This is a genomic window from Curvibacter sp. APW13 (assembly GCF_032337135.1).
In the GTDB taxonomy this organism is placed as follows: Bacteria; Pseudomonadota; Gammaproteobacteria; order Burkholderiales; family Burkholderiaceae_C; genus Allorhodoferax.
Map to the genome: position 1 here is coordinate 307,602 of NZ_JAVXZZ010000001.1, position 22,534 is coordinate 330,135.

Consider the following 22,534-nt stretch of genomic DNA (forward strand, 5'->3'; position numbering starts at 1 on the left):
AGAAAGAAAAAGGGGACTGTGTTGCCATAGTCCCCTATTATGTCCGCTGGGCCGTGGGGCCTGCGCTCACTGCAGAGCCTGCACACCGGCCACCAGCCAGCCACCACCGGCCTTCGGTTTGGTCATGTTCCATACCTCGCGGAACGGGTTCGGGCTGGTGCCCGCTTCCTCGCGGATCATGCCCGAAAACTCGACGCTGGCCATGTACTCGGCGTCCAGCTCCTCAATGCCCAGCAGGTGCGCATCCAGCATCACCACCTCGGTCATGTTGGCCATGCCAGGCTGCTGTTTTTCGCGTTCGGCCAATTGCGCCTTGATTTCCGCCACCATGTCGTCGGTCATCATGGAGCGCAGGGTGGCGATGTCACCCTTGTCCCATGCCGCCTGCAGATTGATGAAATTGGTCTTGGCGGCCTTGACAAAGCCGTCGGTGTCGAAACCGGCAGGAATACCCCAATTTTGCGCCCCCGACAGTGCAGAGCCGATGATGGAGCCACCGGACGTTGCACTCACGGGGGCCTGGAACGCGGTGCTGTTCCGCTCCCAGGGGCGTGCGGAGGCGTCGTTGCCGACGTTCTTGGGGTTGTAGGGCTGCGACACCGCGAAAGGCGCATGACCTGCACCCTGGGCAGCATAGCCCCCGACAGCCACCGGGCTGGCCCTGCGGCGCATGAACCAGCTGATAGCCATGAACACCAAGCCCGCAAACAGCAGCAGCGTCAGCATGTTGCCCATGCCTTCGCCCAGGCCCATGGAATGGGCCAGCCAGGCCAGGCCCAGACCGGCAGCCAGACCGCCCAGCATGGCGCCCCAGGGGCGTTTGGCTGGCTGTGCCGGCGCAGGCGTCGGAGTGGGCGCCACCGGTTTGTTGGCGGACGGCGCTGCAGCGCTATTCTGCGCGGGCGCCGGGGCTGGCGCCGGAGTGGCTTGCCGCTGAGTCACGTTGCTGCTTTGTTTGCCCATGGAGCCGCCGCCCCCCAGGCGCTTGGCGGCCTCGGCATGCACGCCGGTCAGGACCAGTGCCGCGGCCAGGAATAGGTTCCACAATTTCATATCGACTCCAAAACAAATTCAACCAGGCAGGTATGACCCAAGTATCGGATTCCAAGCCTCAGCACTTGATTCCAACATGCAAAGCGACCACCCCGCCCGTCATGTTGTGGAAGTCCACATGTCCAAAACCACATTTGTGCATCAGGGTCTTTAACTCTTCCTGGCCCGGATGCATACGGATGCTTTCTGCCAAATAGCGGTAGCTGCCTTCGTCACCGGCAACCATCTGCCCCAGCTTGGGCAGGATCTTGAACGAATACCAGTCGTAGAGTTTTTCCAGCGGCGGGGCTACCTTGGAAAACTCCAGCACCAGCAGCTTGCCGCCGGGCTTGAGCACACGGTTCATTTCCTTGAGTGCCTGGTCCTTGTGCGTCATGTTGCGCAAGCCGAAGGCAACACTGACCAAATCGAAATGGGCATCGGGAAAAGGCAGTTTCTCGGCATCGCAAACCACGGTAGGCAACGCGATGCCGTGGTCCAGCAACCGGTCACGACCGGTGCGCAGCATGGCTTCATTGATGTCGGTATGCACCACCTGGCCACTCTTTCCGACTTTCTTGGCAAATGCCATGGCCAAGTCGCCGGTGCCTCCCGCAATATCCAACGCACGGTCCCCCTCCTGCAGGTTGGCGACCATCACGGTGTAAGCCTTCCAGGCACGGTGCAGTCCCATGGACATCAGGTCGTTCATGATGTCGTACTTGGGGGCCACCGAGTCGAACACGCCACGCACATGGCGTGCTTTTTCCGACTCGTCCACGGTCTTGAAGCCAAAATGGGTCGAGCTCATCAAAATTCCAATCAATTCGGGCTCAGGCCCTTGTAAATACAGCGCAGTGAGCTATCAAAAACAGAGCAATCAATGCCCACCGCAGGATTTTCCGGCAGCTTCCGGCATGGGATCGTCGCGATGACGCTGCGCAGCCTCGAGTCTATCCAAATAGGACTGCCACCGGACTGACTGCTCGGCACCGAGTTGGTAGAGGTAGTCCCAGGTGTAGATGCCGGTGCTGTGCCCATCGGAGAACGTGGGTTGCACGCCATAGTGCCCGACCGGATCCAGCGCCACGATATCGACTTGGCGCTTGCCGGTCTGCAAGACCTCCTGGCCGGGCCCATGGCCCTGCACTTCGGCCGACGGGGAGTAGACCCGCAGATACTCAAACGGCAACGAAAACCGCGCCCCGTCGGAAAAGCGGACTTCCAATATTTTCGAGGTGGAATGCACCACCATTTCCTGCGGCACAACGCCACCCGGTTGCAAACCGGCCATAGAACACCCCAATATTCAAAAACGTGCGGTCAGATTGACATGCAACTTGCTGTCGCCCTGCGCCGGCAGGTCGGACGCGGAACCGCTGGTCACGCTGGCGCCGCGAACGATACGCGCCCATTCTGCCGTCAGCCCCAAATTGCCTACACCGTAGCGCAAACCAAGGCCCACACTGGACAAGCCATCGGTGGACGCCTTTGTCGTAACCTTGTCGGTGTTATTGCTTGCCAAGATGCCCGCATCGAGAAAACCGACCAGTCGCAGCCCCGGTGTGAGTTCCGGTGTGCTGAGTTCCAACGATGCGAACACGCCACTATCGCCGGAAATCGGGCGCTCAGAGGTTCCCCGGACCGATGATGCCCCGCCCAATCCGAATTGTTCGCCCGAAATCAGCGCATCGGATGTGAGCTGGAATTGGGTCTTTGCCCCCCACAACCATCCGGCAGCGAACGCCTTGGTGTAGCTGGCATCACCGCGCAGAGCGTTCCAGCCGACCGTCTGGATTCGGCCATCCTCTGCTTGGTAGGCGGCAAGCGATGCCCCTGTCCCGGACGCCATGTTGGACGCCCAGTTGACGCTGTAGCTCCACATCGCGGTATCGGATTCCGTGCGTGATGCGTAGCCCAAGGTGAGGGGCTGACTCTTGCGGTTAATCGGATTGAAGCTCAGATCCACCGGGGTGTACTGCACGATACCGCCAACCGTGATTTTGGTTGCATTAAAGGTCTTGTCTTCCCACCCCAGCGTCAGGTAGGAACGACGCCCACCTTGCGGCTGGAGGTAATGGCTGTAGGAAACACCATAGGTTTCACCCACGCCGCTGGTGTTGAAACTGGCAAACTTGCCCACAACATCGGAATTGGTATAGCTCGCCGATAGCGCGCCACCGTACGCATACAGCGGAATGCGGTAGCTCAGACCCAATTGCTTCACATCACTGCTGCGCTCCAGTGAGGTTGTGTAGGCCACCGAGGCCTGGTGATCCAAGCCAAACAGGTTGTTGTGAGCTGCGACCACGGCCAAACGGTCTCTTCCGGTCGCCTCATTGCCGGTATTGCTCAACCCGAGCAACAGGCTCAACGGGCGCTCGTCGACCACTTGCACACGGGCGTCGATGCGGTCCGGCTCTTCCGACTCCCGCAAGCCGACCTGGATGCGCTTATTGGGATTTTCGTTGGCCAACGCAGTCTGCACGGCCAGTCGACTGAAGCTCGGTGCGCCACCCTCGCGCAATTCAGGGATACTGGCTCGAATATTCTGCTCGGTGTTGAACTTGGCACCCTCGACCACCACCTTGCCGATCACGAACTTGACGATGTTCAACGTTACCTTGTCTCCGACCTCCTGCGGTGGCAGCGCAACACGGTGGAGCAAAAACCCCCGATCCCTCAAAGCCTTCTCCAACGCCGCACTGGCCTGCTGAAGTGTTTCGATGGTTGCCTGGTTGCTGATGAAAGGTGCCAAGAGACGTGTGGTCTCCTCGGAGGGCAGCGGGATGTCGCCCGTAAGCTCAAATCCGCGTATGCGAAACGAAGGAGAAGCCGCAGCAGGGCCTTCCTGGCCCAGCGCGGGCACCGCTAGCACCGACAATGAACCTGCCAGAATCCAGGCCGAAGGTAGAGCAGGAGCGTACCGACCGAAGCAGTTACTCATGGTGCGCATCCTTATCGACATTGCTGACCCGAAGTCGCATTGATATCTCCCATCAGGCTGGACAAGCCCGGATTGGGGTTGTTCGGCAAGGGCAGTCGATCGGTCTGGATGAACAACGGCAGACTTCCCGGGCGACCGGTGCTTCCATCAGGCAGGGCGAAACCAGTCTCTCCCCGACCCAAGTGCAGCGTTTCCTTAGACGAAACAACTTCGATATGGCCATCGCGCACGAACACGAACAGGCCCTCCTCCTCAACGTTGGGCTGACCCACACCAAACAACTGCTGCAGGTTTACCGGAACCTGATCCGGGCGCGGCAGGTTGTCCAGCGTCGGGGCATTCAACGGACGAATGCCGCTGGGCCCAACGAACAATCCCTGACCCGCTTGAAGTACCTGCAAGGCTGTCTGGCCCGTGGGCGTTACTTCGATGGTCCCCAACCAAGTGTAGAAGGCGCAGGTGGCGCCGCCACTGCAGTCCAGATCCAGCCCAGTGCCACGAATGCCGATGGTAGCAGTGGACGTACTGAAGCCCACATTGCGGTTGTTGGCCTTGCCGATCAGCCCGGTCAAGGCCCGCAGCGAGCCACGCAGCAAGGTCACCAGAAAGCGGCCTTCGCTGGCGTTCTTTTCATCAAAAACAAAGTTGTCCACGCGGAATTGGGCATTGCTCCCAAGGGTCAAGCGGCTGTCATCGCGAAACACCAACACTGTGCGGGCGCCCGCGGCTGTTTCGACCATATCGCCCGGGTAGATGCTGCCCCCGGTTACCAATACGCGCCTGTTGCCATTGACATCGCGCGCACTGATGCTGCCGATCGCATCCACCAGCTTGGCACTGGCCAGCACGGCGTTCGGGCGCGCGGGGTCGCTCACCTTGTCGCTCTCGGCCTTGCAATCCTTGGTACATAGACGCGCATCAAAATCGGTCCCCCGAATACCGATAGTGGCCGTGGCTGTCTGCACCTTCGCAGCATTTGGCGAGCCTTTGGAGATCAGGCCGGTAATGGCTCGAAAACCGCCCCGCAACAGCTGCATCACCATGCTGTTGTCCTGTGCACCGTCCTTGAATTGGTATTGCTGCACCACCAAGTCGGAGTTGGGCCGTACTGTCATCCGGGTACCGTCCTGCAACTTGATGATGGCAGAACTGCCATCGGAGGTCGTGAGGCGGTCGCCTTCCTTCAAAGGCAAGCCTTTGCCCAGGACGCGCGGCGTCTGCCCTGCGCTCTGGGCGAACCCCACGCCGCGTGAGAACTCCACCTCCCCCACCGTCTGGGCCTGAGCCACCAGCGCGGACAAGGCCAAAACGCCAACGAACGCTTTTATGCCAATCATCGGAACTTTCCTCATCGTAGACATATTTCCCCCGTTGCGCTGCCGCTCAACAGCGGATCATCCTTCTTCTCTTCGTTCGACGCCAACTGCGTTTCGGTCGACTGTCCTTCCAAGGCCGCAGTCAATGTCTCTTCAAATGTGGTGACCAACGCGCCACTGCTGGTCGCGGTGGCGATCGGGTCGATTGGAGGCGTCACCGCCAGACCCCCCGTAGTGGTGTAGCTCACCGGGGCACCCGAGGTTGTAGCGGCACTGCCGTAGACAAAGGAGCTGGCTGTCGCTGAGACACCAGTGGCCCCGAAAACAGAACCGTTCTGTTTCAGCGCACCACCTGTCGCTGAAAGGCTCACACTCCCCGCACCGGACTTGACCGGGCCATTGAGGGTAAGGTCTCCGGGACTGGCGGCGGTAAGTGTCACGTTACCACTGGCAGAAACCCCTCCCGCGCCGACGGTCAATGGGCTCGCGGCTGTCATCGTCACTGCGCCGTTGCTTGTCGATACCAGGCCTGTCGTGGTAATGCCTCCGGAGTTCGAAACCACGATGTCTCCGGCATTCGCCGTCATGCCCTGAATGGTGACGGCCGCCCCGCTTTGGATATAGACACCGCCCGTGTTGGTGCTGGCAGTGACCACAGGAATGCTGAAGACGTTGAACTTGCTGGCACTGGTTCCTATGCCCGTTCCTGCAGTCAGCGAGACAGACGATGCCGCAAAGCTCGACGCACCCGATTGGCTCAGACTCCCTCCACCAACCAGGGACACGGCATACCCGCTGGCCGAAATGCTGCCTACGATGAGATTGCCCCCCGCCTTCAGCGTCACCGCCCCGCTTGCCGACAGCCCGCCCAATTGCATGTTGTTGGCATCGGTGATGGACAGCGATGTTGGAGCCCCCGTGAAGTTGATTGACGAGAAATCATTCGAGCCGCCAGTCAATGAAATGCTGCCATTGCCAGAGGCGTTCAAAGTCGTGCCGCTGCCACCATCCTTGACACTCCCACCGGTTTGATTGATCGCGCTACCCGCTATTCGAGCACTGGAAATGGTCACGGATCCCCCAGAAACCTCCCCAGCGGAGATCGTGACCCCACCCCCCGTAGAGCCGCCTGCATCCTCCAGCGTCACGGATGAATTCACCCCCCCCGTGGCCTTGACGTTGTTGCCCACATTGAGTCCACCACTGCCATAGTTCTTCAGGGTAACCGAAAGCTGTGCACTGATGCCCGCATTCCCCCCTACGGACGCGACATTGACCGCGTTTGCGGAATTGCTGAACAGACTGAAGAAGCCAGCGACACTTTTGCCCGATACGTATTGGACCTGGTTGGCAGTATTCGTCAACTCGACATCCTGGTATGCCACCGCCTCGAGCTTTTGCACACTGATGGCATTGCTGCCACCCGCCTCTTGTCGAATGGTTCCGGAATTGGCACCCGTGCGGTTGCCAGCCAGCAACTTCAGCATTCCGCCGGAAGCGCTGATGCTCCCCCCCAGGGAACTCAGCGTAATGTCGTTGTTGGCATCCAAGGTCAGGGTCGCAGAACCCGACCAGCTTATCGCCGATTGCACAGTGATGTTTCCACTGCCGCCGGAAAGCGATGTCGGATTCAGTGTCGTGTCATAAGTGGTCACCGTGACATTGGTTCCGGAATTCAAGGCCGAGTTCAGCGTATTGGTTCGAATGACCGAAGCCGCGACATTCGGCACCCAAATGCCCGACCCTGCGGCGGACTCGACCATGCTCTCAGGACCAGTGCCGCCCTGAATGGAAACATCTGCCGGATCCAGCAACCAGGTACCGGCCTTGCCAGCTACTGCCGAAGCACTGGCACGAATCCCTTCGACATCCAGACTGCGCTTGCCCGAGGTCTCGATGAAACCGCCGTCGCCCCCTTGCGCTCCGCCCTTGGCCTCGATGGTGCCGTAGGCCCGCGTGGTGTCGTCGGCCCACACGATCACGCGCCCGCCGTTGCCATTGCCATTGCCGGTGGCATTGGCCAGGACACTGACGTCCTTGCCCACGTAGGCGAACTCCGCGTTGGGCACGGCCGTGTTCTTGCCCTGGTAGTCGCCGCCGATGCGCACCTGTCCGCCGCCCTGTGCGCCAGAGACGTCGATGCGGGTGTTGTCGATCAGGCCCACGCGCTTTCCCAGCACGTCGACGCTGCCGCCGCGTGTGCCCGTGGCGGTGATGCTGGCATTGCCTTCGAGCATGGCGTCGCCGCTGGCCTTGAGCACGACCTTGCCGCCCTCGAGCGTGGCGCGCGTGGCCTGGATGGCTCCGCTGTGCTTGAGGGTGCCGGCGAAGATGCCCACGGCATCACCTTTGAGCGTACCGAGGTTGACGGCGTTGTTGTCCGGTGCCTGCACGGTCATGGAGATGCCCTCCAGACCGCGCCCGGTGATTTCGACCTGGTTGCCCGCAGCCAGGATGGTGCTGCCGTTGGGGGCCTGGATGAGTGCACCCTGGCCGGTGTCCACGGTGCTTCCGATGAGCACCACGTCACCGCTGCGGGCCAGCACCTGGCCTTGCACCGAGACATTGCCACCGCTGCTGCCGTCACCAAAGCGCATGCGCCCGGCCAGTGCGTCGGCATCGCTCATCTTCAGGGCCGAGGCGGTGAAGCCAGCCGTATCCACTACCGCACCAGCACCCACCGTAATGCCGGATTGGTTGATCAAGACCAAGTGTCCGTTGCTGCCCAAGGTGCCAAACACCTGCGATGGTGTGTTGGTGACCACGCGGTTGATGACCGTGCTGGAACTGGAGGGCTGAGCGAAGTAGGTGCTACTCCCTTGGGGAATGGAGAAGGACTGCCAGTTGATCGCCGAGAAGTTCCCGCCGGCACCGTTCTGGGTCGTGACGGTGAGCTGGTTGCCCTGGGTGCCGGTGCTCATGCCGCCCACCACGGCCACACCGCCCGTCGGATTTGCAGCCGCTACGGAAGCTATAGCGCCCCACGCAATAGCCACAAGGGCTGAATTTGTTCTTAGTCTGAAGACCTTGCGCTCTGCCACCACGCCACGTTGCTGCGACACCAAACTACCATGCATCAACGCAAGCATATTTCCCCCGTTGAAACGCCGCCCAACAGCGGGTCGTCCTTCTTCTCTTCATTCGATGCCAATTGGACTTCCGTGGCCTGCTCCTGGACCGCAGCGGTCAAGGCATCCTCAAAAGTGGTCACGAGCGTGCCGCTACTGGTCGCCGTAGCGATCGGATCGAGGGGGGCCGACACCGCAGTTCCTCCCGCCGTGTAACTGATGGGAGAACCAGAAGTTGTCGCAGCTGCACCGAATACCATTGAACTTGCTGAAGCTGAAACACCAGCCGCACCAAACACGGAACTATTTTGGGTCAACGTCCCGCCGGTCGCAGACATCGTCACGCTGCCAGCACTGGATTTGACAGGTCCATTGAGGGTCAGGTTGCCCGTGTTCGCTGCAGTCAGCGTGATGTTGCCAGTAGCGGACAATCCGCCCGAGCCAATCTCCAACGGACTGTTGGCCGTCAAGGTCACTGAACCGCTTCCCGTAGAAACCAGGCCCGTAGACTTGAGGCCTCCGTAGTTCACTAGGTAGATATCACCGCTGTTGGTGGTGATTCCCTCCACCACCAGATCGGAGGACAGGGGCGCGCCAGAGTCGGCACTCTGGACATACACCCCACCGCCACCTGATGCCGCCGAAACAACCGGGGTTTTTTCAATGCGGATCATGCTGGAGGAACTACCAATGCCAGTACCCGCCTTCAACACTACTTTGCTCCCCAAAACCTCGTATGTGGTGTCTGCCATCGAATTCCTAGATATGGCACCGCCAGCAGTCAAACTCACTGTGCCCGTTGGATTGGCACTGGACATGGCTACGGCCTTCACATTCGCGCCCAAAACAATATCGCCGGCAGCGCTCAAATCGATGGATCCCGCACCGTTCACGTACACGACATAGTTAATCGTGAGAGAACCCGCTGCCTGCTTGATCTTCACTAGCCCGGCATTGCCACCATAAACTGCGGACGAATTGCCAACACTGCCGATGGTTAACCCACCCGAATTCGCATTCTCCAATCGAAACCCACCCACCCCACTCTGGCCGGCGATGGTGGAAATTTCATTGTTGCCAACAAGGTTGACCGTGCCACTGGTTCCGCTTGCCACTACCTCCACTCTGGCAACTTTGATCAAGCCAGAAGTGGTATTGGTGACGTTACCGGTAAGCGTTGATCCCCCGTAGGCCTGCAACTTCAGCGTCGCACTCGAATTGGTCGCAGTCAACGCAGCACCAACCGTGACGTCACCATTGTTGGCGAGCAGGTTCAACATGTTGGCACTGGTCCAAGTCACTGGATCCAAAACAGAAATCCCCGACGAAGACATCAGCGACACGTCACCATTGGCTAAGCCGCTTTCAATGTCCGCTGGTGTGACCAATGACCCCGCGCCCCCCGAAAACAAGCCGGAGCTTGCAGTCACCGTGCTCGTTCCATTTTGAATGGTCATGTCCGAGGGGTCCAACAACCACATCCCAGCCAAACCTGCACTACTTCCGGTTCGAACCCGTATACCCGCGACATCCAGACTGCGCTTGCCCGAGGTCTCGATGAAACCGCCGTCGCCCCCTTGCGCTCCGCCCTTGGCCTCGATGGTGCCGTAGGCCCGCGTGGTGTCGTCGGCCCACACGATCACGCGCCCGCCGTTGCCATTGCCATTGCCGGTGGCATTGGCCAGGACACTGACGTCCTTGCCCACGTAGGCGAACTCCGCGTTGGGCACGGCCGTGTTCTTGCCCTGGTAGTCGCCGCCGATGCGCACCTGTCCGCCGCCCTGTGCGCCAGAGACGTCGATGCGGGTGTTGTCGATCAGGCCCACGCGCTTTCCCAGCACGTCGACGCTGCCGCCGCGTGTGCCCGTGGCGGTGATGCTGGCATTGCCTTCGAGCATGGCGTCGCCGCTGGCCTTGAGCACGACCTTGCCGCCCTCGAGCGTGGCGCGCGTGGCCTGGATGGCTCCGCTGTGCTTGAGGGTGCCGGCGAAGATGCCCACGGCATCACCTTTGAGCGTACCGAGGTTGACGGCGTTGTTGTCCGGTGCCTGCACGGTCATGGAGATGCCCTCCAGACCGCGCCCGGTGATTTCGACCTGGTTGCCCGCAGCCAGGATGGTGCTGCCGTTGGGGGCCTGGATGAGTGCACCCTGGCCGGTGTCCACGGTGCTTCCGATGAGCACCACGTCACCGCTGCGGGCCAGCACCTGGCCTTGCACCGAGACATTGCCACCGCTGCTGCCGTCACCAAAGCGCATGCGCCCGGCCAGTGCGTCGGCATCGCTCATCTTCAGGGCCGAGGCGGTGAAGCCAGCCGTATCCACTACCGCACCAGCACCCACCGTAATGCCGGATTGGTTGATCAAGACCAAGTGTCCGTTGCTGCCCAAGGTGCCAAACACCTGCGATGGTGTGTTGGTGACCACGCGGTTGATGACCGTGCTGGAACTGGAGGGCTGAGCGAAGTAGGTGCTACTCCCTTGGGGAATGGAGAAGGACTGCCAGTTGATCGCCGAGAAGTTCCCGCCGGCACCGTTCTGGGTCGTGACGGTGAGCTGGTTGCCCTGGGTGCTGGTACTCATGCCGCCCACCACGGCCACACCGCCCGTCGGATTTGCAGCCGCTACGGAAGCTATAGCGCCCAACGCAATAGCCACAAGGGCTGCAGAGGAATTCAGTCGAAACAAACGAGATGCGGTCGATGCTGCTCCGCCCGCGCCCGGCGACTTCCGCGCCGCACTGCCGATTTCCGAAACCGCCACCATGGCCCCCAGTGCCTGGTTCCAGACCGTTCGAAAGACATGGTTGAGTGATGCGTGGTTCCACATGATGCAACCCCTTAGTAGACAGCAAGCCGCCCTTCCAACACAGGCGTTTCCTGCATTAAACCACCGCACTCTGGCTTTGCACTGCAAAAAATACCCCCTGCTCTATGCCATTTGTCGCCATTTCGCCGCTCTGTTGCCAGCACTGACCCGCATCGCACCCAAAGTTGCCAGTCCGAAGCGGCACGTCACCTAGGGAAAACACGTCTGTCAGCCCGTTTCTGCACTCGCCAGAATCGCGCCCTTCACTACCGCAAGCCCTTACCATGCAGTCCACCGTCACCGTCAAGCCCTCCGACCTGCCCTTGCAATGCCTGTACCGCTGGGAGTCACAACGCCGCGACGCGGTGTACCTGACCCAGCCCACCGGCGGTGGCGCCGTGGACAACATCACCTGGGGCCAGGCCGCCGAGCAGGTGCGGCGCATGGCCACTTGGCTGCAATCCCACGGCTGGGAGGCAGGCAGCCGCGTAGCCGTTCTGGGCAAGAACAGCGCCCATTGGATCCTGGCCGACCTGGCGATCCAGATGGCAGGCTACGTGTCGGTGCCGATCTACCCTACGTTCAATGCCGAGGCGCTTGCCTACATCCTGGAGCACAGCGAAGCCAAAGCCTGCTTCATTGGCAAACTCGACGACACCGCCAATGTGCATTCCGGCATTCCACAGGGCTTTCCTGTGGTGGTGCTGCCCCTGGCACCGGCGGATGTGAAGGGTCTGGCCTGGAATGAGCTGCTGACCGGCAATGCCCCCTTGCAGGGACAGCCCGTCATGGATGGGAACCAGGTCAGCACCATCATCTACACCTCGGGCACCACCGGCAAACCCAAAGGGGTAGTGCACACCTTCAACACCATGGCCTGGGGCGTTTCGTCGGCCACCAAGCGCATCCCCATGGACGCCAACGACCGCTACATTTCCTACCTGCCGCTGGCCCACGTGGCCGAGCGCATGCTGGTGGAACAGGCCTCGCTGCGCTATGGCGGGCAGATCTTCTTCGCTGAGTCGCTGGACACCTTCTTGCAGGACCTGCAACGAGCCCGTCCGACCATCTTCTTCTCGGTTCCCCGTCTGTGGGTCAAGTTCCAGCATGGCATCCATTCCAAGATGCCTGCCAAGAAGCTCAATTTCCTGCTTTCACTGCCGCTCATCGGTGGCCTGGTGCGCAAGAAGATCCTGACCGGGCTGGGCCTGGACCAGTGCCGCATCGCGGCAGGCGGTGCCGCCCCCATGCCGGCCGAAGTGCTGCGCTGGTACCGCCGCCTCGGCCTGGACCTGATCGAGGTGTACGGCATGACCGAAAACTGCGGTGTCTCGCACTGCACGTTGCCGGGCTCCGACAAGTCGGGCAATGTGGGCTTCCCCTACGAGGGGGTGGACCAGCGCATCGACCCCGAGACTGGCGAGATCCAGATGCGCTGCCCTGCCCTCATGCTGGGTTACTACAAGGAACCGGTCCTCACGCGTGAGGCGATCGGGGCCGACGGCTGGCTGCACACGGGCGACAAGGGCCAGATCAATGCCGAAGGGGCCATGGTCATCACGGGCCGCGTGAAGGACATCTTCAAGACCAGCAAGGGCAAGTACGTGGCACCGGCCCATGTGGAAGACCTGCTGGTGCGCCACACGGCAGTGGAAGCCTGCCTGGTGACCGGGGCCAACCTGCCGCAGCCGATTGCGCTGCTGCTGCTCTCGCCCGACGCCAGCGCCAGCGCACAAAATGCTGAAGGCAAGGCCGCGCTCACCGCCGAGCTGGCACAGCACCTGAAGGACGTCAACGCCCAGCTCGAACCGCACGAGAAGCTGGACATGCTGGTCACCATGACGACCCCCTGGACCCCCGAGAACGGCTTCGTCACGCCCACGCTCAAGGTCAAGCGCCCGGTCATGGAAGCGGCGTTCTCGGCGCAGTTCGAGGCCTGGCTGGCGCAGAAGCAACCGGTGGTCTGGTCGGGCCAATAAGCCAACACCCACAGGGGCAGACGCTACACTGCAGCCATGCCCCCGCCCCTGCGTCGATCACCCTTTTCCCTGCGCTCCGTGCTGCAACGCGCGGACAAATCACCTGGCTTTGGCGTCCAGTCCGATTTCCTGGGCGCCTACTCACCCAACCAGATGATCGAAGACCTGCGCCAGGCGCAGGCCGAACTCGAAATCCAGAACCAGGCCCTGCGCTACAGCCAGCAGGAAGCCGAAGGCGCGTCCGAACGCTTCGCCACGCTGTTCTCCAACGTGCCGCTGGCACTCATGGTGGTCGACGAGGAAGGACTGGTTCACTCCAGCAACGCCATGGCCTTGCGCCTGTTCCAGCCCCAGGAGCACGACCGCCCACTGACCTACCTGCTGCCCTTCGTGGCCGAGGGCCATGCCGACGAGGTAGCCGTCGCCTTCATCAATGCCAAGAACGAAGGCAGCAGCCAGGTGCACGAAGTGCGCTTTCTGGTCGGCAGCGACGGCGTGTTCACGGGCGACCTGCATGTGGCGCGGCTGGAAAACCCGGGTGGTGAACTGGCCCAGTTCATCTGTGCCGTGGTGGACCAGGGTCCGATGCTGGCGCAGCGTGAGGCGCTGCAGGAAAGCGCCGCCATCCTGCGCCAGAAGAATGAGCAACTGCTGCTCAGTGAGAACCGCATGGCCGCGGTCATCAATTCCTCGCTGGACGCCATCATCTGTGTCGACGAGCAGCAGCGCATCACCGTGTTCAACCCCGCAGCGACGCGCCTGTTCGTGTGCCCGGCGGCCAAGGCACTGGGCATGCCGCTGGGGCGCTTCTTGCCATCGCTGGAAGCCCGTATCCGCTCGGAAGCCATCCCTTCGCAGGCCATGCTGGGCGAGTTCGAAGGCCTGACCTTGGGCGGAGACACCTGTCCGGTCGAAATCAGCGTGAGTTTCGAGCGCCGTTCACGCAAGCGTCCGAGCAGCACTGCCGCCTCACCCGAGCCATGGATTCATGAGCGGGGCAATCGCAAGGGCAGCATCACCACCATCTTCGCGCGCGACTTGACCGCCCGCAAACTGGCGCAGAAGCAGCAGGAGCTGCTGGAAGCGCAATTGCGCGAGTCGCAGAAGATGCAGGCCATGGGCACCATGGCGGGCGGCATCGCCCACGACTTCAACAACATTCTTGGCGCCATCCTGGGCAATGCGGAGCTGGCGCGCCAGGACAGCGCTCCAGACTCCCCGGCCTTGGCCAGCCTGGCGGAAATCGTCAAGGCCGGCCGGCGCGCGCGGGACCTGGTGCGGCAGATCCTGACCTTCAGCCGCAACGAAGCGCCCAAGCGCAGCCCCGTGCGCATGGCCGAAGTGGTGCACGAGACCGAACACCTGGTGCGCGTCACCTTGCCGCCCCATGTGCGTCTGATCGTTGACGCGGCCGACACCGATGCCACCGTGCTGGCAGACGCCACGCAGGTGGAACAGGCACTGCTCAACCTCTGCACCAACGCGGTCCTCGCCGTGGGGTCGGGCGGCGGTGAGGTGCACATGCAACTCGAGCGCACCAGCCTGGCGGCCGAGCAGGCTGAGCCACTCGGGCTGGAGGCCGGTGAGTTCGTGCGGGTCGTGGTGCGCGACACCGGTGTGGGCATGGACACCCAGACGCTGCAACGCATCTTCGAACCCTTCTTCACCACCCGCCAGGTCGGCAAAGGCACCGGTCTGGGCCTGAGCGTGGTGCATGGCGTCATGCGCAGCCACCAGGGCGCGGTCGAGGTGCAGAGCACGCCCGGTGAAGGAAGCCGGTTTTCCCTGTACTTTCCGGCCCTGGCCGCCACCGTTACTGCGCAGGCAGCTCCTGAAAACATAGCGACACCATCACCGGGCGGGCAAGGCCAACGCGTGCTCTATGTCGATGATGACGAAGCCCTGGTGTTCCTGGTGCGGCGCGTGCTCACGCGCAAGGGCTTTGACGTGACCACCTTCACCAGCCCGCAGGAAGCCCTGCAGTGGCTGAAAGAAGCACCGCACCGCATCGACCTGCTGGTGACCGACTACAACATGCCAGGATACAGCGGCGTGGACCTGTTGCGCGACGTCAAGGCACTGCGCCAGGAATTGCCCGTGGCATTGGCCTCGGGCTACGTGACCCCGGAAATCGAGCAGAACGCCCTGGCCCATGGTGCCGCAGCCCTGATCCACAAGCCCAACGATGTGAGCGAACTGTGCGACACCGTGCAGTGGCTGCTGCAGCCGACCGCATGAACGTTGCCGGGCTGCCCACCAGCCCAGAAGCCTGCCAGTGGCTCTATGCCGATGACCACCTGCTGGCACTCAACAAGCCCAGTGGCGTGCTGTCGGTGCCCGGCAAGGGCGAGGACAAGCAGGACTGCGCCTGGCACTGGGCGCGCAAGACCTACCCCGACGCCCTGGTGGTACACCGCCTGGACATGGCGACTTCGGGCGTGCTGCTGTTCGCACGCACCCTGGAGTGCCAACGCGCCCTGGGACAAGCCTTTTCCGAACGCCAGGTGCACAAGCGCTATGTCGCCCTGGTTTCACCCGCACTGCCCACCCGCATCGGCGAGTGGCACGACATTGACCTGCCCATCGGCTTCGACTGGGCACAACGACCGCTGCGCAAGATTGACCTGGAGACCGGCAAACCCAGCCACACCCGCTACTGCGCCCTGCCGCAACTGCCCTGCTCCCATGCCAGCCGGGTCGCGCTGGAGCCGCTTACCGGGCGCACCCACCAGCTGCGCGTGCATCTGGCCGCCATCGGCCACCCCATCCTCGGCGACACCCTGTACGCCCCACCCGCGGTGCAGGCCATGGCCCCGCGGCTGCAGTTGCACGCCGAATCCCTGCAGTTGCTGCACCCGGTGACGGGCCTGCCGCTGACCTTGCACTGCGAAGCCGATTTCTAAGCGCCTAAAATGCGGTGTGACCTCCACCACCCTGCTCAACGCCGACCTCCACTGCCACTCTGTCGTCTCTGACGGCACGCTCACACCCGAGGCCGTGGCAGAGCGCGCCGCCGCCAATGGGGTCGACCTGTGGGCCCTGACCGACCACGACGAGGTGGGCGGCCAGGACCGCGCCATCGCCGCGGCCCACGCCCATGGCATGGGCTACCTCACCGGCACCGAAATTTCTGTCACGTTCGCAGGCAAGACCGTGCACATCGTCGGTCTGGGCTTCGACCACCACAACGACGCCCTGGTCAGGGGCCTCTACAACACCCGCAATGGCCGCGGCCCCCGCGCCCAGGAAATGGGCGCCGAACTGGCCAAGGTGGGCATCAAGGGCGCTTTTGAGGGCGCATTGAAGTACGCAGGCAACCCCGAACTCATCTCGCGCACCCACTTTGCCCGTTTCCTGGTCGAGACCAAGGTCTGCAAGGACACCAACGAGGTCTTCAAGCGCTTCCTCACCGAAGGCAAGCCCGGCTTTGTGCCGCACCGCTGGGCCACCTTGAAGGATGCGGTCCAGTGGATCACGGGTGCAGGAGGCATGGCCGTGGTGGCCCACCCGGCCCGCTACGATTTCACCCCGACCGAAGAGTACGCCCTGTTCACCGAGTTCAAGGCCCATGGCGGCCAGGGCGTGGAGGTGGTGACCGGCAGCCACACCGTGGCCGAGTACGGCGAATACGCCGACATCGCCCGCGAGTTCGGCCTGTTTGCCTCGCGCGGCAGCGACTTCCACAGCCCGGACGAGAGCCACACCGAGCTCGGCAGCCTGCCCGGATTGCCCGCAGGCCTCACCCCGGTGTGGGAGTCCCTGGCCGACCGGGTGCTGCGCGCCGCCGCCCACTGAACCTATCCCATGGCCCAGCTTTTCGAAGTCCACCCCGACAACCCGCAGCCGCGCCTGCTCAAGCAGGCTGTCGCCTTGCTGCACAAGGGCGGCATCCTGGCCGTGCCCACCGATTCCAGCTACGCGCTGGTGTGCCACCTGGACGACAAGGCCGCGGTGGACGCACTGCGCCGCATCCGCGGTGTGGACGACAAGCACCACCTGACCCTGTTGTGCCGTGACCTGAGTGAACTGGCAGCCTACGCCCGCGTGGACAACCGCCAGTACCGCCTGCTCAAGTCGGCCACGCCTGGCCCCTACACCTTCATCCTGGAAGCCAGCAAGGAAGTGCCCCGGCGCGTGAGCCACCCGTCGCGCAAAACCATCGGCCTGCGCGTGCCGGAACACACCACCTTGCTCGAACTGTTGGCCCTGCATGGCGCGCCACTGCTGGCCACCACACTGATTGCCCCGGGGGACGACATGCCCATGAATGACCCCGCCGAAATCCGCGAACGCTTCGAGCACCAGCTCGCAGGTGTCATCGACGCCGGAGCCTGCCCACTGGAGCCCACCACGGTGGTCGACATCTGCGGCGAGGAGCCCGAACTGATCCGAGAAGGCCGCGGCGACCTGGCCCGCATCGGGCTCTAGATTTTTTGTATTGGACCATTTGTGGACATCGGACACCTGATTCAAACCGTGGCGCTGTACGCGCTGCCGGTCATCTTCGCCATCACCCTGCACGAAGCGGCGCACGGCTACGCCGCCATGCGCTTCGGCGACAAGACCGCCTACATGATGGGCCGTGTCACGCTCAACCCCATGGCCCACATCGACCCGGTGGGTACCATCCTCATGCCCCTGCTGCTGTATTTCGGCACCGGGGGCGAGTTCCTGTTTGGCTATGCCAAGCCGGTGCCGGTGCGCTTTGGCAACTTGCGCCACCCCAAACGCGACATGGTGTGGGTGGCACTGGCCGGGCCGGGCTCCAACTTCGTACAGGCGTTTGCCTGGGGTGTATTGCTGCACCTCATGCTGACGCTGGGTGTCAGCGAACCCTTCTTCCTCAAGATGTGCCAGGGCGGCATGCTGGTCAACGTGGTGATGTTCGCCTTCAACCTGTTTCCGCTGCCGCCGCTGGACGGTGGCCGCATCCTTGTTGGGCTGCTGCCCATGCGCCAGGCACTGGCGGTGAGCCGCATCGAACCCTGGGGCTTCTTCATCGTCATGGCGCTGGTGTTTACCGGCATCGTCAGTTCGGTGTGGATGCGCCCGCTCATGTCCCTGACCGGCGGCGTGCTGCAAGTGCTGCTCACGCCTTTCGCCTTGCTTTCCCATTAAGAATATTTCGCTTTTTCCGTCATGGCTACCACCCGTTTCCTCACCGGCATCACCACTTCGGGCACCCCGCATCTGGGCAACTACGTCGGCTCCATCCGCCCCTCCGTGCGCGCCAGCCTGGCCAGCAATGTCGAAAGCTTCTACTTCCTGGCCGACTACCACGCGCTCATCAAGATCGATGAGCCGGCGCGCATCCAGCGCTCCACGCTGGAAATTGCCGCGAGCTGGCTGGCCTGCGGGCTGGACCCGGCCAAGGTGGTGTTCTACCGCCAGTCCGACATTCCCGAAATTCCCGAACTCACCTGGTTCTTCAGCTGCGTGCTGGGCAAGGGCGTGCTCAACCGCGCCCACGCCTACAAGGCTGCCGTGGACAAGAACACCGCCGCGGGCAACGACCCCGACGCCGACGTGAACGTGGGCCTGTTCATGTACCCGGTACTGATGGGCGCGGACATCCTCATGTTCAACGCCCACAAGGTACCGGTGGGGCGCGACCAGATCCAGCACATCGAGATGGCGCGCGACATGGGCGCCAGCTTCAACCACCTCTACGGCGAGCATTTCGTGCTGCCCGAAGCGGTCATTGAGGACAACGTGGCGACGCTGCCGGGGCTGGACGGCCGCAAGATGAGCAAGAGCTACGACAACACCATCCCGCTCTTTGCCAGCCGTGAACAGTTGAAGAAGCTCATCGGCGGTATCGTCACCGACTCCAAGGCCCCAGGCGAGCCCAAGAGCACCGAGGGCTCGGCCCTGTTCCAGATCTACCAGGCCTTTGCCGATGAGGCCGAGACCGCTGCCTTTGCCAAGGCCTTCGCTGAGGGCATCGCCTGGGGCGACGCCAAGCAGATGCTGTTCGAGCGAATCGACCGCGAGATCGCCCCGCTGCGCGACAAGTACCAGGCGCTGATGGCTGAGCCGCAGCGCATCGAGGAAATCCTGCTGGCGGGTGCCGCCAAGGCCCGCGCCCAGGCCACACCGCTGATGCGCACCCTGCGCCACGCCGTAGGCCTGCGCCCACTGGGTGCCGGTGTGCAGGAAGCTGTGACCAAGGCTGCCAAGGCCGCCACGGCCACCCTGAAGCAGTACCGCGAGAAGGACGGCAAGTTCTACTTCAAGCTGCTCAATGCCGAGGGCGTGCTGGTGCTGCAGAGCACGGGCTTTGACAATCCCAAGGCAGCGGGGCAACGCATCGCGGCCTTGCGTGCCGAGGGCGTATCTGCGCTGGCTGGCATGGCTGCACAGGTGGACGTGGCGGCTGTGGCTGTGAATGAAGCAGCGGTGGCAGAAGCCTTAGGGCAGCTGGGCTGAACGCCTGCGGCTTTTGGGCTGGATGCAGTTGCTACTGAATTAGTAGCTGTCTGCGCAGTTTTTACGCGGGCTACCGATCGATTTTACCTACCATTGCTTTCGGGAACCATGGGGCAGTGCCGTGGTTCGGAGGCAATGCTTGGTTTTGTCTTTTCCTCACGCCCCCCTCTCGCCCCCCGCCCTCTCTCGCCCCGCCGGGCGAAAGAGGGAGCCTGAACAGCCACATTTGGCTGTCGCGGTAAACAAGAGAAGTGCACGGGCGACGGCCACGTGAGCGGTAGGCCGCGCGGGACCGCCTTGCAGTCGCTACGTAATTGATAGCTGCTTACGCAATAAATACTTGGGCTGTAGGCCAATTTGGCACAAGAATCCGCACACCCCTGCCCCAACGCCAAGCGGCGCGTGCACTGCCCTCGTTTGAACACGCGGCCAGATGTGGCTGTTAGCTCCCTCTCGCCCGGCGGGGCGAGAGGGCGGGGGGTGAGTGGGGGAAGTGTGGAAGCCGCCTGCAAGGCAATTTCTCCGAAACCAGGCAGTGCCGCATGGTTCCCCATGCGTAAAACCCCAACCTTACCGAACCGGTATATCCCACTGCTTCTGAGAAGCAAACACCGCATTCGGGTATTCCGGCTTGCCACGCGAGCCGTTGTAGCGCCCCAGGGCCATGTACAGGTCGCCCTTTTCGCGGTCCAGGTAGTGCCGCAGGATGACGCAGCCAAAGCGCAAGTTGGTCTGCATGTGAAAGAGCTTGCCCGGGTCACCATCGCCGATGAGCCTCGTCCAGAACGGCATGACCTGCATATAGCCACGGGCACCGACCGGGCTCACGGCGAATTTGCGGAAGCCGCTTTCCACCTGGATCAGCCCCAACACCAGCGACACATCGAGCCCCGAGCGCTTGGCCTCGTACCACACGGTCTGCAGGAACTCCTTGCGCACTTCCAGTTCGGTCTTGCGCTTGCGCAGGCGGTAGCTGGCGGTCACCAGCCAACGCAGGTAGGCCATGCGCTCCATGGTGCTGGAAAACTCGGGTACGGGGGGGGCGGCGTTGTGGATGGCCGAACTCAGTGCCGTGCGCACCGCGTCGGCCAGGGGCTCTTCCAGCTGTCCACCCGCATGGGCCTGCTCCCAGAACGAGAGCGGCAAGCCCAGCAGCAACAGCGGGCGGAGGCAGCTACGCCTGGTGACGCTGGCGTCAACAGGCGCGGACCTCATGCCTGCAGGCGGGCGCGCAGGTGGGCTGCAATGTCGGCCACGGCGACCTTGGTGGCTTCGCTGTCACGGCGGTGCTGGTATTCCACCACGCCTTCCTTGAGCGCGCGATCACCGATGGTCACACGGTGTGGCACACCGATCAGTTCCCAGTCGGCAAACATGGCGCCTGGGCGCTCGTTGCGGTCATCCAGAATCACGTCCACGCCTGCGGCCAGCAGCTCAGCATAGAGCGCGTCGGCCGCAGCCTTCACGTCCGGGAAGCGGTCGGGGCTGATGGGGCACAGCACCACGGTGAAGGGCGCGATGGCGTCGGGCCAGATGATGCCCTTGTCGTCGTGGTTCTGCTCGATGGCCGCCGCGGGCAGGCGGGTGATGCCAATGCCGTAGCAGCCCATTTCCATGAACTGGGGCTTGCCGTTCACGTCCAGGAAGGTGGCATTCATGGCCTTGGAATACTTGGTGCCGAGGTAGAACACGTGGCCCACTTCGATGCCGCGCTCGATCGCCAGCACACCCTTGCCGTCGGGCGAGAGGTCGCCAGCCACCACGTTGCGGATGTCCGCCACGAAGTCCGGTTCGGGCAGGTCGCGGCCCCAGTTCACGCCACGGATGTGAAAGTCTTCGGCGTTGGCGCCGCAGATCCAGTCAGCCATCACCGCCACGTCGCGATCGGCCACGATCTTGAGCGGTTTCTTCAGGCCAATGGGGCCGAGGTAGCCGGGTTTGCAGCCGAAATGCTCCTCGATTTCACCCACGGTGGCAAAGCGGAACTCGGCCAGGCCGGGCAGCTTGCCGACCTTGACCTCATTCATGTCATGGTCGCCGCGCACCAGCAGCAGCCACACCTGGGTCTTGACGACCACGCCCTTGTCGTCCTTCTCGTCGGTCGCCAACACCAGCGACTTGACCGTCGTGGAGAGCGGCACGCCCAGCAAGGCCGCGACATCTTCGCAGGTGCTCTTGCCCGGGGTGGGAATCTTTTCCATCGCTGTCGCAGCGGCAGGGCGTGGTTGCTGCGGAGCCAGGGCCTCAGCCTTTTCGATGTTGGCCGCGTAATCGCTGGTCGGGCAGTAGATGATGGCGTCTTCGCCGGTGGAGGCAATTACCTGGAACTCTTCCGACAGGTCGCCACCGATGGCCCCGCTGTCGGCCGCCACGGCACGGTAGCGCAAGCCGAAGCGGTCGAAGATCTTGCGGTAAGCGTTGGCCATGACCTGGTAGCTGGCCTTGGCGCTGTCCTGGTCGCGGTCGAAGCTGTAGGCGTCCTTCATGATGAATTCGCGCCCGCGCATCAGGCCGAAGCGGGGGCGGCGCTCGTCACGGAACTTGGTCTGGATCTGGTAGATGTTCTTGGGCAGCTGCTTGTAGCTCTTGATTTCCTGCCGCGCGATGTCAGTGACCACTTCCTCACTGGTGGGCTGAACCACGAAGTCGCGGTCGTGGCGGTCCTTGATGCGCAGTAGCTCCGGTCCCATCTTGTCGAAGCGCCCGGTTTCCTGCCACAGTTCGGCGGGTTGGATCACCGGCATGGTCATCTCCATGGCGCCGGCCCGGTTCATTTCCTCGCGCACGATGGCCTCGACCTTGCGGATCACCCGCAGCCCCATGGGCATGTAGTTGTAGATGCCGGCACCGAGCTTCTTGATGAGTCCGGCGCGCATCATGAGCTTGTGGCTCACCACTTCCGCATCGGTCGGGGCTTCTTTGAGGGTGGAGATCAGGAATTGGGAGGCTTTCATCG

At 62.7% G+C, this 22,534-nt stretch carries 16 protein-coding genes and 1 pseudogene; 7 read left to right on the plus strand and 10 right to left on the minus strand.

From position 1 onward, the window contains the following. Positions 1–66 precede the first annotated feature (66 nt). The 8 genes and pseudogenes from RQP54_RS01370 to RQP54_RS19790 form a co-directional block, all read right to left on the minus strand. Positions 67–1,053, minus strand: coding sequence for a Tim44-like domain-containing protein (locus tag RQP54_RS01370; RefSeq protein ID WP_315676376.1), 987 nt, complete (start codon positions 1,051–1,053; stop codon positions 67–69). 58 nt (positions 1,054–1,111) lie between these two features. Continuing rightward, a complete protein-coding gene (gene ubiE, locus RQP54_RS01375; protein WP_315676377.1) occupies positions 1,112–1,843 on the minus strand; it encodes a bifunctional demethylmenaquinone methyltransferase/2-methoxy-6-polyprenyl-1,4-benzoquinol methylase UbiE in 732 nt (243 codons plus the stop codon). Between the two features lie 69 nt (positions 1,844–1,912). Further along, a complete protein-coding gene (locus RQP54_RS01380; protein ID WP_315676378.1) occupies positions 1,913–2,326 on the minus strand; it encodes a DUF971 domain-containing protein in 414 nt (137 codons plus the stop codon). Between the two features lie 15 nt (positions 2,327–2,341). Then, positions 2,342–3,979, minus strand: a complete 1,638-nt coding sequence (locus RQP54_RS01385; protein ID WP_315676379.1) for a ShlB/FhaC/HecB family hemolysin secretion/activation protein — start codon at positions 3,977–3,979, stop codon at positions 2,342–2,344. 11 nt (positions 3,980–3,990) lie between these two features. Continuing rightward, on the minus strand, positions 3,991–5,316 hold the full coding sequence (locus RQP54_RS01390) for a FecR domain-containing protein (RefSeq protein WP_315676380.1): 1,326 nt from the start codon (positions 5,314–5,316) through the stop codon (positions 3,991–3,993). A gap of 11 nt (positions 5,317–5,327) precedes the next feature. Then, the gene (locus RQP54_RS01395) at positions 5,328–8,216 is read right to left on the minus strand and encodes a beta strand repeat-containing protein (protein WP_409997516.1); all 2,889 of its coding nucleotides are present in this window, start codon (positions 8,214–8,216) and stop codon (positions 5,328–5,330) included. A gap of 155 nt (positions 8,217–8,371) precedes the next feature. Then, positions 8,372–10,945: a filamentous hemagglutinin N-terminal domain-containing protein gene (locus RQP54_RS01400; protein WP_315676382.1), complete on the minus strand. Its 2,574-nt coding sequence runs from the start codon at positions 10,943–10,945 to the stop codon at positions 8,372–8,374. 141 nt (positions 10,946–11,086) lie between these two features. After that, a pseudogene (locus RQP54_RS19790) lies at positions 11,087–11,191 on the minus strand (ESPR-type extended signal peptide-containing protein); the annotation flags it as partial. A gap of 263 nt (positions 11,192–11,454) precedes the next feature. Between RQP54_RS19790 and RQP54_RS01410 the strand changes: the two are divergent. From RQP54_RS01410 to RQP54_RS01440, 7 genes are read left to right on the plus strand one after another with little or no spacing between them, the layout of a single operon-like run. Next, positions 11,455–13,149 carry an AMP-binding protein gene (locus RQP54_RS01410; RefSeq protein WP_315676384.1) on the plus strand — a complete coding sequence of 565 codons (1,695 nt, stop codon included), beginning with the start codon at positions 11,455–11,457 and terminating at the stop codon, positions 13,147–13,149. A gap of 36 nt (positions 13,150–13,185) precedes the next feature. Continuing rightward, positions 13,186–15,387, plus strand: a complete 2,202-nt coding sequence (locus RQP54_RS01415) for an ATP-binding protein (protein ID WP_315676385.1) — start codon at positions 13,186–13,188, stop codon at positions 15,385–15,387. After that, complete coding sequence (locus RQP54_RS01420) at positions 15,384–16,052, plus strand: RluA family pseudouridine synthase (protein ID WP_315676386.1); 669 nt, start codon at positions 15,384–15,386, stop codon at positions 16,050–16,052. Before RQP54_RS01415 ends, RQP54_RS01420 begins: the two co-directional genes overlap by 4 nt. A gap of 16 nt (positions 16,053–16,068) precedes the next feature. Beyond that, positions 16,069–16,944 carry a 3',5'-nucleoside bisphosphate phosphatase gene (locus RQP54_RS01425; RefSeq protein WP_315676387.1) on the plus strand — a complete coding sequence of 292 codons (876 nt, stop codon included), beginning with the start codon at positions 16,069–16,071 and terminating at the stop codon, positions 16,942–16,944. A gap of 9 nt (positions 16,945–16,953) precedes the next feature. After that, positions 16,954–17,577 (plus strand): L-threonylcarbamoyladenylate synthase, encoded by a 624-nt coding sequence (locus tag RQP54_RS01430; protein ID WP_315676388.1) that lies wholly within the window; start codon positions 16,954–16,956, stop codon positions 17,575–17,577. A 21-nt stretch (positions 17,578–17,598) separates the two neighbouring features. Next, the gene (locus tag RQP54_RS01435) at positions 17,599–18,267 is read left to right on the plus strand and encodes a site-2 protease family protein (RefSeq protein WP_315676389.1); all 669 of its coding nucleotides are present in this window, start codon (positions 17,599–17,601) and stop codon (positions 18,265–18,267) included. Positions 18,268–18,288: 21 nt separating this feature from the next. Continuing rightward, positions 18,289–19,578: a tryptophan--tRNA ligase gene (locus RQP54_RS01440; protein ID WP_315676390.1), complete on the plus strand. Its 1,290-nt coding sequence runs from the start codon at positions 18,289–18,291 to the stop codon at positions 19,576–19,578. A 570-nt stretch (positions 19,579–20,148) separates the two neighbouring features. Here RQP54_RS01440 and RQP54_RS01445 read toward each other — a convergent pair. Beyond that, positions 20,149–20,793, minus strand: coding sequence for a lytic transglycosylase domain-containing protein (locus RQP54_RS01445; protein ID WP_315676391.1), 645 nt, complete (start codon positions 20,791–20,793; stop codon positions 20,149–20,151). After that, entirely contained in the window at positions 20,790–22,532 is a 1,743-nt protein-coding gene (locus tag RQP54_RS01450) for a proline--tRNA ligase (protein WP_315676392.1), read from the minus strand. The genes RQP54_RS01445 and RQP54_RS01450 overlap by 4 nt, the downstream gene beginning before the upstream one ends. Positions 22,533–22,534: the final 2 nt, after the last annotated feature.

What these genes read in the sequence shown, in the direction of transcription:
- RQP54_RS01370 (WP_315676376.1), bottom strand. Translation starts at nt 1,053, where the DNA reads ATGAAATTGTGGAACCTATTCCTGGCCGCGGCACTGGTCCTGACCGGC.
- ubiE (WP_315676377.1), bottom strand. Translation starts at nt 1,843, where the DNA reads ATGAGCTCGACCCATTTTGGCTTCAAGACCGTGGACGAGTCGGAAAAA.
- RQP54_RS01380 (WP_315676378.1), bottom strand. Translation starts at nt 2,326, where the DNA reads ATGGCCGGTTTGCAACCGGGTGGCGTTGTGCCGCAGGAAATGGTGGTG.
- RQP54_RS01385 (WP_315676379.1), bottom strand. Translation starts at nt 3,979, where the DNA reads ATGAGTAACTGCTTCGGTCGGTACGCTCCTGCTCTACCTTCGGCCTGG.
- RQP54_RS01390 (WP_315676380.1), bottom strand. Translation starts at nt 5,316, where the DNA reads ATGATTGGCATAAAAGCGTTCGTTGGCGTTTTGGCCTTGTCCGCGCTG.
- RQP54_RS01395 (WP_409997516.1), bottom strand. Translation starts at nt 8,216, where the DNA reads ATGAGCACCGGCACCCAGGGCAACCAGCTCACCGTCACGACCCAGAAC.
- RQP54_RS01400 (WP_315676382.1), bottom strand. Translation starts at nt 10,945, where the DNA reads ATGAGTACCAGCACCCAGGGCAACCAGCTCACCGTCACGACCCAGAAC.
- RQP54_RS01410 (WP_315676384.1), top strand. Translation starts at nt 11,455, where the DNA reads ATGCAGTCCACCGTCACCGTCAAGCCCTCCGACCTGCCCTTGCAATGC.
- RQP54_RS01415 (WP_315676385.1), top strand. Translation starts at nt 13,186, where the DNA reads ATGCCCCCGCCCCTGCGTCGATCACCCTTTTCCCTGCGCTCCGTGCTG.
- RQP54_RS01420 (WP_315676386.1), top strand. Translation starts at nt 15,384, where the DNA reads ATGAACGTTGCCGGGCTGCCCACCAGCCCAGAAGCCTGCCAGTGGCTC.
- RQP54_RS01430 (WP_315676388.1), top strand. Translation starts at nt 16,954, where the DNA reads ATGGCCCAGCTTTTCGAAGTCCACCCCGACAACCCGCAGCCGCGCCTG.
- RQP54_RS01440 (WP_315676390.1), top strand. Translation starts at nt 18,289, where the DNA reads ATGGCTACCACCCGTTTCCTCACCGGCATCACCACTTCGGGCACCCCG.
- RQP54_RS01445 (WP_315676391.1), bottom strand. Translation starts at nt 20,793, where the DNA reads ATGAGGTCCGCGCCTGTTGACGCCAGCGTCACCAGGCGTAGCTGCCTC.
- RQP54_RS01450 (WP_315676392.1), bottom strand. Translation starts at nt 22,532, where the DNA reads ATGAAAGCCTCCCAATTCCTGATCTCCACCCTCAAAGAAGCCCCGACC.